Below are 14,113 nucleotides of genomic sequence, written 5' to 3'. Positions count from 1 at the left end.
GGCGAGGTCGGTGAGGATGCGGCGCAACGGCTCGTCCGATGATTGGTGTTTTCAAATGCGAGAAACAGGCTATTATGTATAGACATAATGAGTCAAGGGACGACCATGCGATCCACGAAGGACACCGCGTCATCACACCCGACGCCGTCATCGCCCCCGGCTCTGTCGTCATCCTCGGGCTTGTCCCGAGGATCTGCCGAGGGTTGCAACCCGGGCGCGGCCGGCACACCCGGCAAGGGAGGGCGCGGCTCCGGAGGAGCGTCGCAGATCCTCGGGACGAGCCCGAGGATGACGGCGGAGGGGGTGTGCGACGAGGCGTGGGACGGGGCGGCAATCCATGCCGCCACGGCGCTCCTGCCCTCCGGCTGGGCGAATGACGTTCGCGTCTCGATCGGCCCGGACGGGCGGGTTGCCGACGTGGCGACAGGGGTTGCGGCGCAGCCGGGCGACCACCGGGCGGCCGCGCTGCTCCCTGCCCCGTCCAACCTGCACAGCCACACCTTCCAGCGCGCCATGGCCGGGCTGTCGGAGGCGCGCGGGCCGTCGGAGCGGGACAGTTTCTGGACCTGGCGGGCGATCATGTACCGCTTTCTCGACGTGCTGACGCCCGACGAGATCGAGGCGATCGCCGCCTTCGCCTTCCTGGAGATGCAGGAGGCGGGGTTTTCGGCGGTCGCCGAATTCCACTACCTGCACCACCAGCCGGGCGGGACGCCCTATGCCGACCTCGGCGAACTGTCGGCGCGGATGGCGGCGGCGGCGGTGCAGACGGGCATCGGCCTGACGCTGCTGCCGGTGCATTACGCGCAGGGCGGCGTCGACGGGCGGCCGCTCGCCGGCGGTCAGCTGCGCTTCGGCAACGGGCTCGACCGGTTCCTCGCGCTGCACGCGCGGGCGCGGGAGGTCCTGCGCGACCTGCCGGCCGACACGGGCCTCGGCACCGCGCCGCATTCGCTGCGGGCGGTGGGCGCCGTCGATCTTGCGGCACTGGCGCAGGCGGCAGAGGGACCGTTCCACATGCACATCGCCGAGCAGGAGAAGGAGATCGAGGAGACGCTGGCCGTCTTCGGCGCGCGGCCAATGGAGTGGCTGCTCGACAATCACGATGTCGACCAGCGCTGGTGCCTGATCCACTGCACCCACATGACGGCGCCCGAGACGCGGGCGCTCGCCGCCACCGGTGCCGTGGCGGGGCTCTGCCCGGTGACCGAGGCCAATCTCGGCGACGGCATCTTCAACGGCGCGGACTATCTGGAGGCCGGCGGACGGTTCGGCATCGGCTCGGATTCCAACATCCGCATTGCAGTCGCCGAGGAACTGCGCCAGCTCGAATATTCGCAGCGCCTGCGCGACCGGGCGCGCGTCGTCCTGGCGGGGCTCGGCCAGTCGGCGGGACGCAACCTCTACGAAAGGGCGCTCGCCGGCGGCGCTCGGGCGCTCGGGCGGGACTCGGGCGCGATCGCCCCCGGCCTCTTCGCCGACCTGGTCGCGATCGACCCCGCGCGCGACGGGCTCCCGGGCCTTTCGGGCGACCGGCTGCTCGACGGCTTCGTCTTCGCCGGCTCGAACCGGTCGGTCACCGACCTCTGGTCGGCCGGCCGCCACGCCGTGCGCGCGGGCCGGCACGTCGCGCGCGACGCGATCGCGGATCGCTACGCGGCCGCCGTCGGGGCCATCCTCGGACGGATCTAGACGCGATGCGGCGCACCTCGTTCAAGGACATCCGGGCGGAGATCGAGAGGCGCATCTCGATGCGGCTCTGGCGGCCGGGCGAGATCATTCCCGGCGAAGAGGCGCTGGCGGCCGAGTTCGGGGCCGCGCGGGCGACGGTGAACCGCGCGCTGCAGGAACTCGCCCGCGCCGGACTGGTGGAACGCAAGCGCAAGTCCGGAACGCGCGTGGCGCTGCATCCGGTGCGGGAGGCGCGATTCGTCATCCCGCTCGTGCGCGCGGAGATCGAAGCGTCAGGAATGGCTTACGCATACCGGCTGATCTCGCGCGAGGAACGCCCCGTGCCGGAGGCCGTGGCGGCGCGGCTGGGGATCGCGGCGGGAGCGGCGGGGCTGCACGTCGCGTGCCTGCATGCCGCGGACGGCCGGCCCTACCAGTACGAGGACCGCTGGATCAATCTCGACACCGTTCCGGCAGCCGGCGGCGAGCGCTTCGACGCCGTCGGCCCGAACGAATGGCTGGTCGCCAACGCGCCGTTCTCGCAGGCGCGGTTCGGCTTCGCGGCGGCGATCGCCACGCCGGTCGAGGCGCGGATGCTCGGCCTGGAGCCCGGCGCGGCCGTCTTCGTGGCCGAGCGGGTGACGTGGCTGTCCGGCCGGTCGATCACGCTCGTGCGCATGGTCCACCCGCCCTCTCACACGATGGTGATGGACATGTGACCGGATGTTCGGCCCGGAACCGGAGGCATGCGCGCGGGACGGTCGGATGGTCAACGATTCCTTGAGGCATATCAACGCAAGCTCCGTCAGGGGCGTCTAGACGGGACACGGGACGCGACGGCTGCCGACCGACTGCAGTCGGAACATCGCGAATGGTGCAATTTGACGCGTCCCGAAGGGAAGACAAAGGCGGCGCGGAAGGTTAGAACGCCTCCAAGGAGAAAAGACCAATGGACTTCGAAGCCTTTTTCGCCACGAAGCTCGACGGCCTGCGCGGCGAGGGCCGCTACCGGGTCTTCGCCGACCTGGAGCGGCAGCGCGGCACCTTTCCGCGGGCGACCCGCCATGTCGACGGACAGACGCGCGAGGTCACCGTCTGGTGCTCGAACGACTATCTGGGCATGGGCCAGCACCCCAAGGTGATCGCGGCCATGCACGAGGCGATCGACCGCTGCGGCGCCGGCGCCGGCGGCACGCGCAACATCTCCGGCACCAATCACTACCACGTGCTGCTCGAGGACGAACTCGCCGACCTGCACGGCAAGGAATCGGCGCTGCTGTTCACCTCCGGCTACGTCTCGAACTGGGCGGCCCTCGGCACGCTCGGCTCGACGATCCCGAACTGCGTGATCCTGTCGGACGCCGGCAACCACGCCTCGATGATCGAGGGCATCCGCCAGTCGAAGGCCGAGCGCCGGATCTGGCGCCACAACGACGTCGAGGACCTCGACCGGATCCTGTCGGAATACGGGCCGGAGCGGCCCAAGATCGTCGCCTTCGAGAGCGTCTATTCGATGGACGGCGACATCGCGCCGATCAAGGACATCCTCGACGTCTGCGAGAAGCACGGCGCGATGAGCTATCTCGACGAGGTGCACGCGGTCGGCCTCTACGGGCCGCGCGGCGGCGGCATCGCCGAGCGCGAGGGCCTGATGGACCGCGTGACGCTGATCGAGGGCACGCTGGGCAAGGCCTTCGGCGTGGTCGGCGGCTACATCGCCGGCTCGGCGGCGCTCTGCGACTACATCCGCTCCTTCGCTTCGGGCTTCATCTTCACCACCGCGCTGCCGCCGCACGTGGCGGCCGGCGCGCGGGCCTCGATCCGGCACCTGAAGGAGAGCCAGATGGAGCGCGCCCGCCACCAGGAGCGGGTGCGCAAGGTGCGCGCGCGCCTCGACGGCATCGGCATTCCGACCATGCAGAACCCGAGCCACATCGTGCCGGTGATGGTGGGCGACGCGGCCAAGTGCAAATGGCTGTCGGACCTTTTGCTCGACAGCCACGGCATCTACGTGCAGCCGATCAACTATCCGACGGTGCCGCGCAAGACCGAGCGGCTGCGCATCACGCCGACGCCGTTCCACACCGACGCCGACATCGACCACCTCGCCGGCGCCCTGTCGGACCTCTGGTCGCGCTGCGCGCTGGCCAGGAAGGTGGCGTAGTCCGGGCGGACCACGCCGCGGCGTCGATCACCGCAGGGTTCGAACACAGGAAGGCCCGGATCCTGCGATCCGGGCCTTCGTGCTTTCAGCCGCGATGCGGAGACCGGCCGGCAGCTACTTCACGCCGGTCTTCGCGGTGATCCAGTCGCGGACGCTGGAGACGCGGGTGTAGACGCCGTAGGCGTTGGCGTGGCCGCAGGCGATGCTGGAATCGAGCGGGCCTTCACCCCAGCTGACGATGCCGACCTGCACGGGGCCGCCCTCACCCGTCATGAAGAGCGGGCCGCCCGAATCGCCGTTGCAGGCGTCGCGCGCGCCGCTGGTGGTGCCGGCGCAGATCATGTTGGAGGTCAGCGGATCGCGCATGGTCTGGGCGATCAGCCGGGTGGCCTGATCGATCCCGTCCTCGGTGACGCGCATGCGGCGGCCGTAGTCGCTGAGCACGAGCTTCAGGTCGCGGGCGTAGATCTCCTTGATGCCGGCATTGCAGGCCTCGTTGGGGAAGAGTTCGAGATCGGCCTGCATCAGCGTGTCGGGGAAGCCGCCGTCGGCCATCTTGCCCCATCCGGTGACCATGGCCGCTCCGGCCTGGACGTCGCTCGCGGTCATTCTGACCGCCGGCTGCGTGGCCGGCCGGGACAGCCGGATCAGGCCGACGTCCTTGTCGAACGCCTGCGGGTCATAGGCTTCGTGAACGATGACCTCGGCCGCGGGGATCCGTTCGCCACCGACCAGCGCAGTGGCGCCGACCAGCACGACCACGGTGGCGGGATCGACCGCCTCGCCATAGTCGTAGAGGCAATGCGCCGCGGTGAGCACCCATTCGGGCGAGATCAGGCTGCCGCCGCAGAACTGCGCGTCGAGCTGCGTCGCCGGATCGTCGCCGAGATAGTCGGCGGTGAGCAGCGCGACCTGGAACGGCCATGCGCCCTCCTGCGCCGCGGTGCCGCCGATGACGCGGTCGCCCTCGCCGCTCTCGCGCGCCGCCTTGCGCGCCTCGGGAACGCGGCTGATCGGCGAGGCCTCCGGCTTCGCCTGCGCGTCCTGCGCATGGGCCGTGGCGAGCGACGTCACCCCCGCCGACAATGGCGTGATGCCAAGGGCGACCCCCGCGGCGACCGCTGCCGCGACCGTCCTGTTCATGAGCATCGATGTACCTCCTGAGACTGTTGTCGAGCCCGGACCCCGACCAACGGCGCCCGTCGTTTCGTCATCAAACCCCGGCCCGTGACGAAACGGAAGCGGTTTGTCGGGTCCAATAGTGGAAGTTTTGCGGCGGTCCTTGCCGGCCATCACGTTGCGGAAGACGCGTATCGATATCTTGCGCGCACAATCCGCACGCCCTGCGGGGTGTGTCCGGGCGATCACGAATTGGTCATGATTTGTCTGTTCTGTGCGGTCGCTCTATGGGCTTGGGAGAATATTTTCATGAACAGACTGCATACGACCTTGATGACGGCCGCCCTGATCTCGGCGGCGGCCATCCCTTCGGCATCCTTCGCGCAGAGCGTGTCGGGCAATGCCGGTTCCGGCGAATCGCCCCGCGCGTCGATCGAAGGGCCGGACCTGTCCGCCCGCAAGGTCGTCGACCGGACGCCGAAGATCGAGGAAGGCGAGGCCAGCCGCGACCTGGCGATGCCGACCGAAGAAGAGCTGCAGAAGGGCTTCGTGACCCGCGCCCGCTCCAAGGACGGCTCGGTGCGCGAGATCGCGCCGGATCCGGAACTGATCGAGCAGATCAAGTCCTCCCTGAAGGGCACGTCGGCGATCGTCGAGAAGCCCGGCTCCGCGCTGGAGCAGGAACTCGAGGAAGGATCGCGCCAGGTCTTCGGCGAGGACGACCGCATCCAGATCACCGACACCAGGAAGTACCCGTTCAACACGATCGGGCAGATCTGGTCGAAGAACAGCAAGGGCGAGTGGAGCATCTGCTCGGGCACGCTGATCGGAAAGAGCGCCGTCATCACCGCCGCGCACTGCCTCTACAGCCACGAGGACGGCGGCTGGCTGTCGGACTACGAGTTCTATCCGGGCCTGAACGGCCAGAACGACGCGCCCTATGGCGGCTTCGGCTTCGTCGACGCCTACATCCTCGAAGGCTACATCACCAACTACAAGGGCTATTACGGCTCCGTGGTGCCGTGGGACCTCGCCGTGCTGATCCTCGACAAGCCGGCCGGCGACACGGTGGGCTGGATGGGCTACGCCACCTACGACCCGGCCTATGCCTTCAACGCCAACATCGTCGGCTATCCGGGCGACAAGCCGGTGAGCACGATGTGGGGCACGGCCTGCCCGGTCGATCCGGCGACGGCCACGGAGAACAACTTCTCCTATCTGTGCGACACCTATCCCGGGTCGAGCGGCAGCTCCGTCTACGAGCTGAACGGCCAGACCAAGGAGCGCTACATCGTCGGCGTGAACATCGCCGAGTCGCAGACCGAGAACATCGCGCTGCGCCTCAACAAGCCGTACTTCCAGTGGGTGAACGGCATCGCCAAGGCGAACTGATCCGCCCGACTCGGCACAGTCCCGGCGGCCGGAGCGATCCGGCCGCCTTTTTTCGTCGCGGTCGATGGTTGCGCCACGGCCGCGCCTTTGGTTCACTCGCGTCCGGCAGGCATGGCGAGGAGGGATGGGCATGCGCAGGGCTGGAGCGGCGAGGATCGTGGCTGCGGCGGCGTTCGCCCTGACCTGCGTCTGGGCCTCCGCGGGCCTGGCTGCCGATGCCGCGACAGGGGCCTGGAACGAACGGGTCCAGGTGTTCCACGATCCGGCGAACCGGTCGATCATGCGCCGGACGGTTCGCGTCTGGGACACCGAGCCCGAACGGAACCTCGACTTCCTCTGGGAACCGGAACGGGACACGATGCCCAAGCTGGACACCGGCGGCGCGCTCGGCGGGCGCGGGACGCTGACATGGCGCGTGCGCGGCGCGGCGAGCTACGACCCGGCCGCCGTCTTCTCGGTCTACACCGGCGAGATGCGGAACGGTCGTCCGCACGGCCGCGGCCGGCTCGAGCGCCGCTCGGGCGAGACCTTCGAAGGCGTCTGGCGCGACGGACTGCTCGATGGTCCCGGTATCCAGGTCGACGCGCAGGGCAACCGCTACGAGGGCGCGTTTCGCGGCGGCAGGCCGGACGGCGAAGGCCGCTATCTGGCGGCAAACGGCGAGATCTTCGAAGGCCGGTTCGTGGCGGGTGTTCGGCATGGCACGGGTACCACCACCCTTCCCGGCGGAACGCGTTACGCCTCCTCCTGGACCATGGGCGTGGAGACGAGCGAGCGGCCGGACGCGCTGGCCGACGCCGGCGGCGGCGGGCTGCTGCGGATCCAGACCGGCAGCGATGCGGCGGCGCGCACGGAGTTTTCCGTGACCGTCGACCAGCGGATGAACCAGCAGAGCGAGACCCGCTACCAGCACCTGATGCGCGCCGACGACATCGCCATCTACCCGGTCAGCGACGACGTCAACCGGGCGTGGAACGGCAACGGCGAGATCGACGAGTACCGGATGGTCTTCCAGGCCGCCGCGGAAGACGTTTCGCCGGTGTTCCTGGAGGGCCAGCTGGCGACCACCGACAATTCCCGCGTGAAGCTGGACGCGGTGCGGATCGAGGTGGCGAGCAGCGAGTCCTACCGCAAGCCGATGCTGACCCTGCAGTCGCACAGCGGATGCGTGGGTTTCCGCCCGAGCTTCTCCTTCGTCAACCATGGATGGGGCGAGGTGGAGGATGCCGAAGTGACCTTGCGGTTCACGGGCGAGCGCAGCTATGACGACAACCCGCAGCCGCAGCCGGAAACGCGGAGTTTCGCGGTGCCGATCGGACGGTTCGACGAGGGCATCGACGTCTCGGTCCGCAATGCGCTGATCGAGGCGGGCGTCGACGTGACGACGCTCGAGACGAAGCGGTTTCCCTGCCCTTCCGACGATCAGCTCGGCATCTGCCGGGGCCAGGTGTTCAACACGGTCGACTTCGGCGAGATCGCCGGCATGGTCTTCGGCGAAGACACGATCTCGACGCGGGCGGTGGGCGAACTGACCTACCGCTGGGCCGACGCTGCCGGCAACCGCTACGACACGGTGGAAACCTTCTCCGTCGACATTCATCTCGCGCAGATCGAGATCGAGCGCAGCATGGCCGAATGCGGCGACAGTTTCGGCCTGTCGCCCGAAGCGCTGCGCTACATCGAGGTCAAGCTGCCGCTCGACCAGACCGGCTATGCGATCGACCTGCCGGTGCGGGGCAACAAGACCATCCGCGACTACACCGCGCGCCTCAAGGTGTCCGCCGACCAGAGCTCGGTCCACCGATTCCAGGCGACGGCGCAGTTCGCCGACGGCAGCATCCGCCGCAGCAAGCCGGTGACGCTGTTCTATTTCCGGCCGCGCGAGAATTTCTACGCGCCGACGATGCGCCTGCCGGCCTGCTATCTCGACAGTTTCGGTCCGGGCTGCTGAACGGCGCGCCGTCCGGTCTCGAACAGGTTCGGCAGCGGCACGAGGCGGGCAGAGAAGGTGCCCTGGGCGAAGCTGCGGATTTCGAGCAGCGCGCCCGAGGCGCGGTCGGCCGACTGGTCGAAGATGAAATTGCCGAGCGAATGGGCAAGCAGCGTATCGCCACCCGACAGGGCCTCGAGCGTCGTGCTCGCCACATGCGAATGGCCGCCGACGAGCGCGGCGAAGGCGCGGCGCGACATGGCCTGCGCCAGTTCGCGCTCGCGCCGGCCGGGCGAAGTAGCGTATTCGCTGCCCCAGTGGACGAAGCCGACGAGCGGCCGGCTGGCCGGGCGATCGGGCAGACCGTCGAGCAGCTGCGGCGTCACGAGATCATGGTGGCGCGTGCCGTTCTGGCCGACATCGCTGAGCACGACGACGTCGAGGCCGGCGAGCGGCAGCACGCCGCCCTGCCCGGCATGGGCGATGCCCGCCTCGTCGAGCGCCCGCCGCGTCTCGGCGAGCCCCGCCTCGCCGAGGTCGAGCGCGTGGTTGTTGGCGAGGCCGGCCGCGACCACGTTCAGCCGCTTCAGCCAGGGGAGCGCGAGTTCGGCCGGCATGGCGAGGGTCATGTCGTCGAGCGAGCCGGGGACGTTGGGCAGGATGACGCCTTCGAGATTGACGAGCAGCGGCCGGCCGGCCGTGCGCGACAGGACCGCCTCGGCGATGGCCTCGGCCGCCCGGTCATCGAGCAGCAGGCGCTGCATGGCACGGCCGAAACTGGTGTCGCCGGCCAGATAGACCACCTGCGAGCGCGGCCAGTCGGGTGCCGGCATTCCCTCCGGGAAGCGGCCGTAGAGCACGACCATGTAGCTCGTCGTCTCGGCCACCGGGCGGTCGTCGTATTCCTGGCCGTTCTCGCTGGCGACGACGAGGCGGATGGCGCCGCGGCGGCGTTGCAGCGTCTCCTGCACAACGAGGGCGGCGACCGAATCGGCGTGGCCGGGCTGGCTGAGCGCGGCGATCTGGTCGAGATCGCCGGCGGCGAGCACGTTGAGGGTCTGCTGGTCGCGGATGCGCGCGGCGTGGTGCGGCAGGAAGTGCGAGAAGTCGGTCGACTGGAGAACGAGCGTGCCCTCGCCCGCGAAGGGCGCGAGGAGTGCCGCCATCGCGTCCCAGTCGGCGCGCCGGCTGCGCACGGAGGCGGCGACGGGCAGCACCGGCACGTCCGGGAACAGCGCGCGCACGAAGGGCAGCAGCGCCTGCAGGCCGTGATCGCGGCCAAAGAGGCAGGAAGTACCGTCGACCAGCGCCGGATCGGCCGCGATCAGCGCGGCGGCGGCCGCGCGATCGGTCGGAACGGTGCCGAAGACGGTCTCGACGTCGCGCAGCGTGGTGGCGAAGGGCCTTGCTGTGCCGCGGAAATGGTCGGGGAAGACGAGGAGGATGCGGTCGTAGCGCGTGCCCGTGGCAGCTTTCAGCCCCTCGGCGACGAGATGCGGCGCCAGAAGGTGATGCGGAACGGTGACGCCGGTGAGCGGCACGGACGACGGCGCGATCGAACCGGCGGCCCGCAGCGCGTCGCGGAACAACACGTCGTCGGAATAGACCGAGGGGAAGGCAGGCCCCTCGCCGGCGCAGTCCTGCGCGACGGCGACCTGCGGCAGGAGGAGCGGCGCGAGGACGACGACCAGCCGGCGCAGCCCGTTGAGCAGCAACGTCACGGCTTGGCGACCACGAAGTTGTCGACCTTGGAGATGTAGTATTCCGGCGCCTGGCGCGCGGCGGTGAGGCGGCGCACCTCGCGGTCGACGAAATCGGCGAGAGACAGCAGCCTCACCCCCTCGCCGGTCGGATCGGCGCCGCCCTTCATGCCCTGCAGGAGGGCATGGGTGAAAACGCCGTGGCCGAGTTCGGGCAGTTCGGCGGCGGTGTTGTTGGCCGCGGTGGCGGAGAAGACGATGATTCGCGCGTCCTCGGCGTCCTTCTCCAGGCGAGGATTGAAGGAATTGCCGGCATGGCAGGTGTCGACCAGCATCAGCCGGCGGCCCTTGGCGCGCTCGACGGCGCGCTGGATCGTCTCCCAATCGACCAGCGAGGAGCGCTGCCAGCGGTCGGGCTCGCGCTGGCGGCCGTCGGTCGGAATGAAATAATAGTCCTCGTCGATGTTGATGCCGTGGCCGGCGACGAAGATGATCGTGGTGTCGTCGGGACCGGCCTCAGCGAGGAAATCCTCGATCTCGTCGAGGATCAGATCCGACTCGGGCTCCATGACGTTGGCGAAGAGCGACGTCTCGCGGGCGGCCTTCGTCTCCGCGAGGGCATCGGCATTGGCGAAGACCAGCGTCTTCATCTCCCGGTAGAGCGGCCGGGTGCGCTGGTCGACGAGACGAAGGAACTCGGCCGCGTCGTCGACCGGGAAGGCGAGGTCGCAGGAGCGGCCGCCGCAGGCGCGCGGCAGGAAGGGATAGTCCTCGACGCCGATCGCCACGACGAAGAGCGTGCCGGCGGCGCGGTCGGTCTGGCGCATGCGGCCGATGGCCTTGACGGAGCGCTCGGTGAGATAGCCGAACTCGTTCAGCCCGGCGATGGAAATCTCGTTCTCGCCCGGCTGGACCGGGACCTCGATGACGATGCGGTCGGCATCGCCGCCGGAGACGGCGCGGGTCTCGAAGCCGTCGATGCGGCGGTCGTTGGCGGTGACGGCGAATTCGGCGACGCTGGCGCCGGCCCCGGCCGCGCCGGTGATCTCGACGGCGACGAAGCCCTCGCGCGAGGCGTCGCTCTCCAGCACGCGGGCCTGGAACTCGGGCGGGCGGCGCGCGAGCAGGCGGTCGAGTTCGGTGTCGACGCCGCGCAGTTCGCGCACGGCGGCCTCGGCATCGGCGAGGATCAGGGCCCGGCGGACGATCTCGGGGCTGAACAGGTACTGCTTCAACTGGCGGGCGCGGACGAAGCGGGCCTCGCTGTCGGGCCCCTGGTTGACGTGCCAGCCGACCAGAGCGTCGCCGTCGGGCGAGGAGTAGTAGTAGCCCTGCGGCACCCAGACGATGAACTCGCCGCCGGCGAAGAAGAAGGTGGCGACGAGCCGGCGCGTCTGCAGGTTCCACAGCTTCAGCGTCTGGTCGTCGCTGCCGGTGACGAGGAGGCCCGCCTGGGGCGCCTCGGCGATGGCGTGGACCTCGCCGGTGTGGCCGTCCTCCAGCGTGATGACGTAGCCGCCCGTCTGACGATCGTGGATGGTCAGCGTGCCGTCGCTGCCGCCGGTGACGAGGTTTCGACCGTCGGAGAGAAGGGTGAAAGCCGCGTGCAGGAAGCCGTTCGTGGCGTCGTTGGCGATGCGGTGGAGCGTCGCGCCGTCGCGGCGGATCTCCAGCACGTCGTTCGGGACGGGGCTGTCCTCGCCGGCGGATGCGACCAGCGACCAGCCGGCCTGCGCATGGATCGCGCGCAGGAACCCGCCGACCTCCTGCGTCGCGCGCGGACGCTCGAAGAAGCGGCCTTCGGCCGGCAGCGGCATGACGTTGGCGAGCGCCGACTGGCGTTCGGGACAGGCCGCCAGATCTGGACAGGGGTCATCGCTGCCCCAGGCGATGGCGCCGCCGTCCGGCGTGACGCCGACGGCCATCACCGGGCTGCCGATGCCTTTCAGTTCGGCCACCGTCTCGCCGGTGGCGGGATCCCACAGGCGGATCTCCTTGCGCGATCCGCCCGCCGTCGCGACGAGCGCGCCGTCCGGCGTGGCGGCGCTGGCCCAGACGGTGTCGTCATGACCGGCATAGCCGGCCCCCTCGCCCGCCCCGAAGCGCCAGACGGACTGCTCGAAGCGCCCGGCACAGCGATAGCCGCAGGAGACGACCAGCGCGCGGCCGCTCTCCGCGAAGACGAGCGCGCCGACCGCGAAGCCGCGCTGCGGCACGGTTTCGGCGAGGCCGCCATCGTCGGCGCGCCAGACATGCACCTGACCGTCGTCGGCACCGGTGGCGAAGAGCGCGCCGTCGGGCGAGACGGCGAGCGCGCGCACCGGAACGTCTTCCAGCACCGTCGCATCGGGCATCTCGACCGGGCTCATGTCGGCGAGATCCCAGAGGCGGATGCCGTAGTCTTCCGTCACGGCGGCAAGGCGGGTGCCGCCGGCGGCGAAGGCGACCTTCTCGATGCGCAGCGAATCGCCGTCGAGCCGCGTCTCGGGCTGCCAGGCACCCGCTTCGTCCTTCTTCCACAGGTAGACGAAGCCTTCCTGGCCGGCGGCGGCGAGGCGCGTGCCGTCGGGCGAGAAGGCGACGTCGTGGACGACCCAGGGGTTGCCCTTCAGCACCGACACCAGGCGGCCGCTGCGCAGGTCGAAGAGACGCACGTCGCCATAGGGCGGACTGTCGCCGACCGAGGGGCCGAACCAGCCGGCAGCGGCGATGGTGGCGCCGTCCGGCGAGACGTCGAGAGCGAAGACCTTGCCTTCCTGCCCAGGACCGATCTGGCCGCGGATGGTGCGCAGCGAAATGCCCGACCGCCAGTCCCAGACGCGGATGGTCTTGTCGTCGGAGGCCGAGACGAGGAAATTCCCGTCGGGCGTGAAGGCGATGGCCTTGACCAGGGCGCGGTGGCCGCCGGTGTCGAGGTCGAGGTGGAAATCGACCGTTTCCGAGGCCCGCAGCGGCACGAAGCCGGTGGCCGCGAAGACGGCGGCCAGCAGCATCACGGTGGCCGCGCGCAGCGCGAACCGGACGACGAGCCGCAAGGGCACCATCCTATCGCGCCGACGGAGCGACATAATCCTCGAGCGGCCTGGCGAAGTTGGGAGAGCCGCGCCGGCGCTCCTGGCGGATGTGGCCCGCGAAATAGCTCCAGAAAGAGGTCGCGAAATCGCTGAAATAGGCTTCGGCGACGTCCCGCGAACACAGGCCGCCGTCGACGCAGAAGGAGACGCGGTTGAGGAAGTAGACGATGCGGTCGAAGGATTCGCGGAACTCCTCCAGCGGCACCGCACCGCCCTCGGCCTTCATCGCCTCGATGCCGATGCGTTCCTGGAAGATCGCCAGTTCCTTCGGGGTCGCCGACCGGCCGAGATCGGCCGAGAAGCGCGCGTTCAGTTCGGCGAGGCGGCGCTTGAGGACGCGCTGCGCGTCCTGATACTCGGGGCGATCCCAGAGTTCGACCAGTTCGAGCGTACGCTCGACCCGCTTCTCCTCGCGGGCCTGCAGGTACTGGACGACCGAGAAGACGGTGCCGAGCACGAGGAGGATGCGCAGCACGTAGCCGCTCCAGGCGTAGGAAAGCATCCGCCAGTCGCCGTCCGTGAACGGGTTGTTCTCGCGCTTGTCCACGTCCTCGACCTCCGGGAACGCTTCCGTGCGCTCCGCCAGACGCCTGGCCGTGGCGGCGATCTTGCCCGGAGCGGCGCTCATCGGCAGGCTCTCAGGTCGATGGTGGAGACCGGCGGCTCGACCGCGCCGGGCGTTTCGAGCCGCGTCTTCAGGCAGTCCAGCTGACGCCGGGACAGGAAGAACTGGAGGTCGGGTTCCGGCGGCGCCGCGGTGAGCGATGGCAGCGCCTCGATGATGCCCCGCTCCTGCTCGCATTCCGAAAGGTCGACGGCGATGGCGCCGCCGTCGTCGCCGGTGGCAAGCACCTCGTATTGCGACAGGAGACAGGCCGCGAGCGGCGGGCTGATGACGACCTCGCTGGCGCAGAGCCCACAGGTTTCGCCGGCCAGAGCCGTTCCGAGCGACACCGCACCGACCATGACGCCAGCGGCAACCCCAGCAAGACGCATCATCGACGACACTCTCCGCCACTGCGACCGCAACGCCCGCATGGAACGCCGGTCGCAAACTTTCCGC

The 14,113-nt window shown here is 69.6% G+C and carries 10 protein-coding genes; 5 read left to right on the top strand and 5 right to left on the bottom strand.

Annotated features, from left to right (window positions below; all coding sequences use genetic code 11):
* The first annotated feature begins 288 nt into the window (after positions 1-288).
* The 3 genes from IAI54_RS25895 to hemA all read left to right on the top strand — a co-directional run bounded on the left by IAI54_RS25895 (position 289) and on the right by hemA (position 3,835).
* Positions 289-1,692 (top strand): formimidoylglutamate deiminase, encoded by a 1,404-nt coding sequence (locus IAI54_RS25895; protein ID WP_187969911.1) that lies wholly within the window; start codon positions 289-291, stop codon positions 1,690-1,692.
* 5 nt (positions 1,693-1,697) lie between these two features.
* Positions 1,698-2,390 (top strand): GntR family transcriptional regulator, encoded by a 693-nt coding sequence (locus IAI54_RS25890; RefSeq protein ID WP_187969910.1) that lies wholly within the window; start codon positions 1,698-1,700, stop codon positions 2,388-2,390.
* Positions 2,391-2,620: 230 nt separating this feature from the next.
* Positions 2,621-3,835 (top strand): 5-aminolevulinate synthase, encoded by a 1,215-nt coding sequence (gene hemA / locus IAI54_RS25885; RefSeq protein WP_187969909.1) that lies wholly within the window; start codon positions 2,621-2,623, stop codon positions 3,833-3,835.
* A gap of 114 nt (positions 3,836-3,949) precedes the next feature.
* Here hemA and IAI54_RS25880 read toward each other — a convergent pair whose 3' ends face one another.
* Complete coding sequence (locus tag IAI54_RS25880) at positions 3,950-4,984, bottom strand: serine protease (RefSeq protein ID WP_235679175.1); 1,035 nt, start codon at positions 4,982-4,984, stop codon at positions 3,950-3,952.
* A 279-nt stretch (positions 4,985-5,263) separates the two neighbouring features.
* Here IAI54_RS25880 and IAI54_RS25875 point away from each other — a divergent pair, with 279 nt between their 5' ends.
* Positions 5,264-6,346: a trypsin-like serine peptidase gene (locus IAI54_RS25875; protein WP_187969908.1), complete on the top strand. Its 1,083-nt coding sequence runs from the start codon at positions 5,264-5,266 to the stop codon at positions 6,344-6,346.
* A 130-nt stretch (positions 6,347-6,476) separates the two neighbouring features.
* Positions 6,477-8,297 carry an MORN repeat-containing protein gene (locus IAI54_RS25870; RefSeq protein WP_187969907.1) on the top strand — a complete coding sequence of 607 codons (1,821 nt, stop codon included), beginning with the start codon at positions 6,477-6,479 and terminating at the stop codon, positions 8,295-8,297.
* On the opposite strand, the gene amrB is transcribed toward IAI54_RS25870, so the two are convergent.
* Genes amrB through IAI54_RS25850 form a run of 4 tightly spaced genes read right to left on the bottom strand, consistent with a single transcriptional unit; the run spans position 8,267 to position 14,049 of the window.
* Positions 8,267-9,997, bottom strand: coding sequence for an AmmeMemoRadiSam system protein B (gene amrB / locus IAI54_RS25865; RefSeq protein WP_187969906.1), 1,731 nt, complete (start codon positions 9,995-9,997; stop codon positions 8,267-8,269). The two genes, IAI54_RS25870 and amrB, sit on opposite strands and share 31 nt — an antisense overlap.
* Positions 9,994-13,011, bottom strand: coding sequence for a caspase family protein (locus tag IAI54_RS25860; RefSeq protein WP_235679174.1), 3,018 nt, complete (start codon positions 13,009-13,011; stop codon positions 9,994-9,996). The genes amrB and IAI54_RS25860 overlap by 4 nt, the downstream gene beginning before the upstream one ends.
* Positions 13,012-13,021: 10 nt before the next feature.
* Positions 13,022-13,678: a DUF4760 domain-containing protein gene (locus IAI54_RS25855; protein ID WP_187969904.1), complete on the bottom strand. Its 657-nt coding sequence runs from the start codon at positions 13,676-13,678 to the stop codon at positions 13,022-13,024.
* A complete protein-coding gene (locus IAI54_RS25850; RefSeq protein WP_187969903.1) occupies positions 13,675-14,049 on the bottom strand; it encodes a hypothetical protein in 375 nt (124 codons plus the stop codon). Before IAI54_RS25850 ends, IAI54_RS25855 begins: the two co-directional genes overlap by 4 nt.
* Between the last annotated feature and the right edge of the window lie 64 nt (positions 14,050-14,113).

Origin of the sequence: Aquibium microcysteis (assembly GCF_014495845.1) — a bacterium.
In the GTDB taxonomy this organism is placed as follows: Bacteria; Pseudomonadota; Alphaproteobacteria; order Rhizobiales; family Rhizobiaceae; genus Aquibium; species Aquibium microcysteis.
Note: the sequence above shows the minus strand (reverse complement) of the source record. Positions and strands in the feature narration are given on the sequence as shown.

Coding starts and splice junctions, on each gene's coding strand:
- IAI54_RS25895 (WP_187969911.1), top strand. CDS start 289: ATGACGGCGGAGGGGGTGTGCGACGAGGCGTGGGACGGGGCGGCAATC.
- IAI54_RS25890 (WP_187969910.1), top strand. CDS start 1,698: ATGCGGCGCACCTCGTTCAAGGACATCCGGGCGGAGATCGAGAGGCGC.
- hemA (WP_187969909.1), top strand. CDS start 2,621: ATGGACTTCGAAGCCTTTTTCGCCACGAAGCTCGACGGCCTGCGCGGC.
- IAI54_RS25880 (WP_235679175.1), bottom strand. CDS start 4,984: ATGCTCATGAACAGGACGGTCGCGGCAGCGGTCGCCGCGGGGGTCGCC.
- IAI54_RS25875 (WP_187969908.1), top strand. CDS start 5,264: ATGAACAGACTGCATACGACCTTGATGACGGCCGCCCTGATCTCGGCG.
- IAI54_RS25870 (WP_187969907.1), top strand. CDS start 6,477: ATGCGCAGGGCTGGAGCGGCGAGGATCGTGGCTGCGGCGGCGTTCGCC.
- IAI54_RS25855 (WP_187969904.1), bottom strand. CDS start 13,678: ATGAGCGCCGCTCCGGGCAAGATCGCCGCCACGGCCAGGCGTCTGGCG.
- IAI54_RS25850 (WP_187969903.1), bottom strand. CDS start 14,049: ATGATGCGTCTTGCTGGGGTTGCCGCTGGCGTCATGGTCGGTGCGGTG.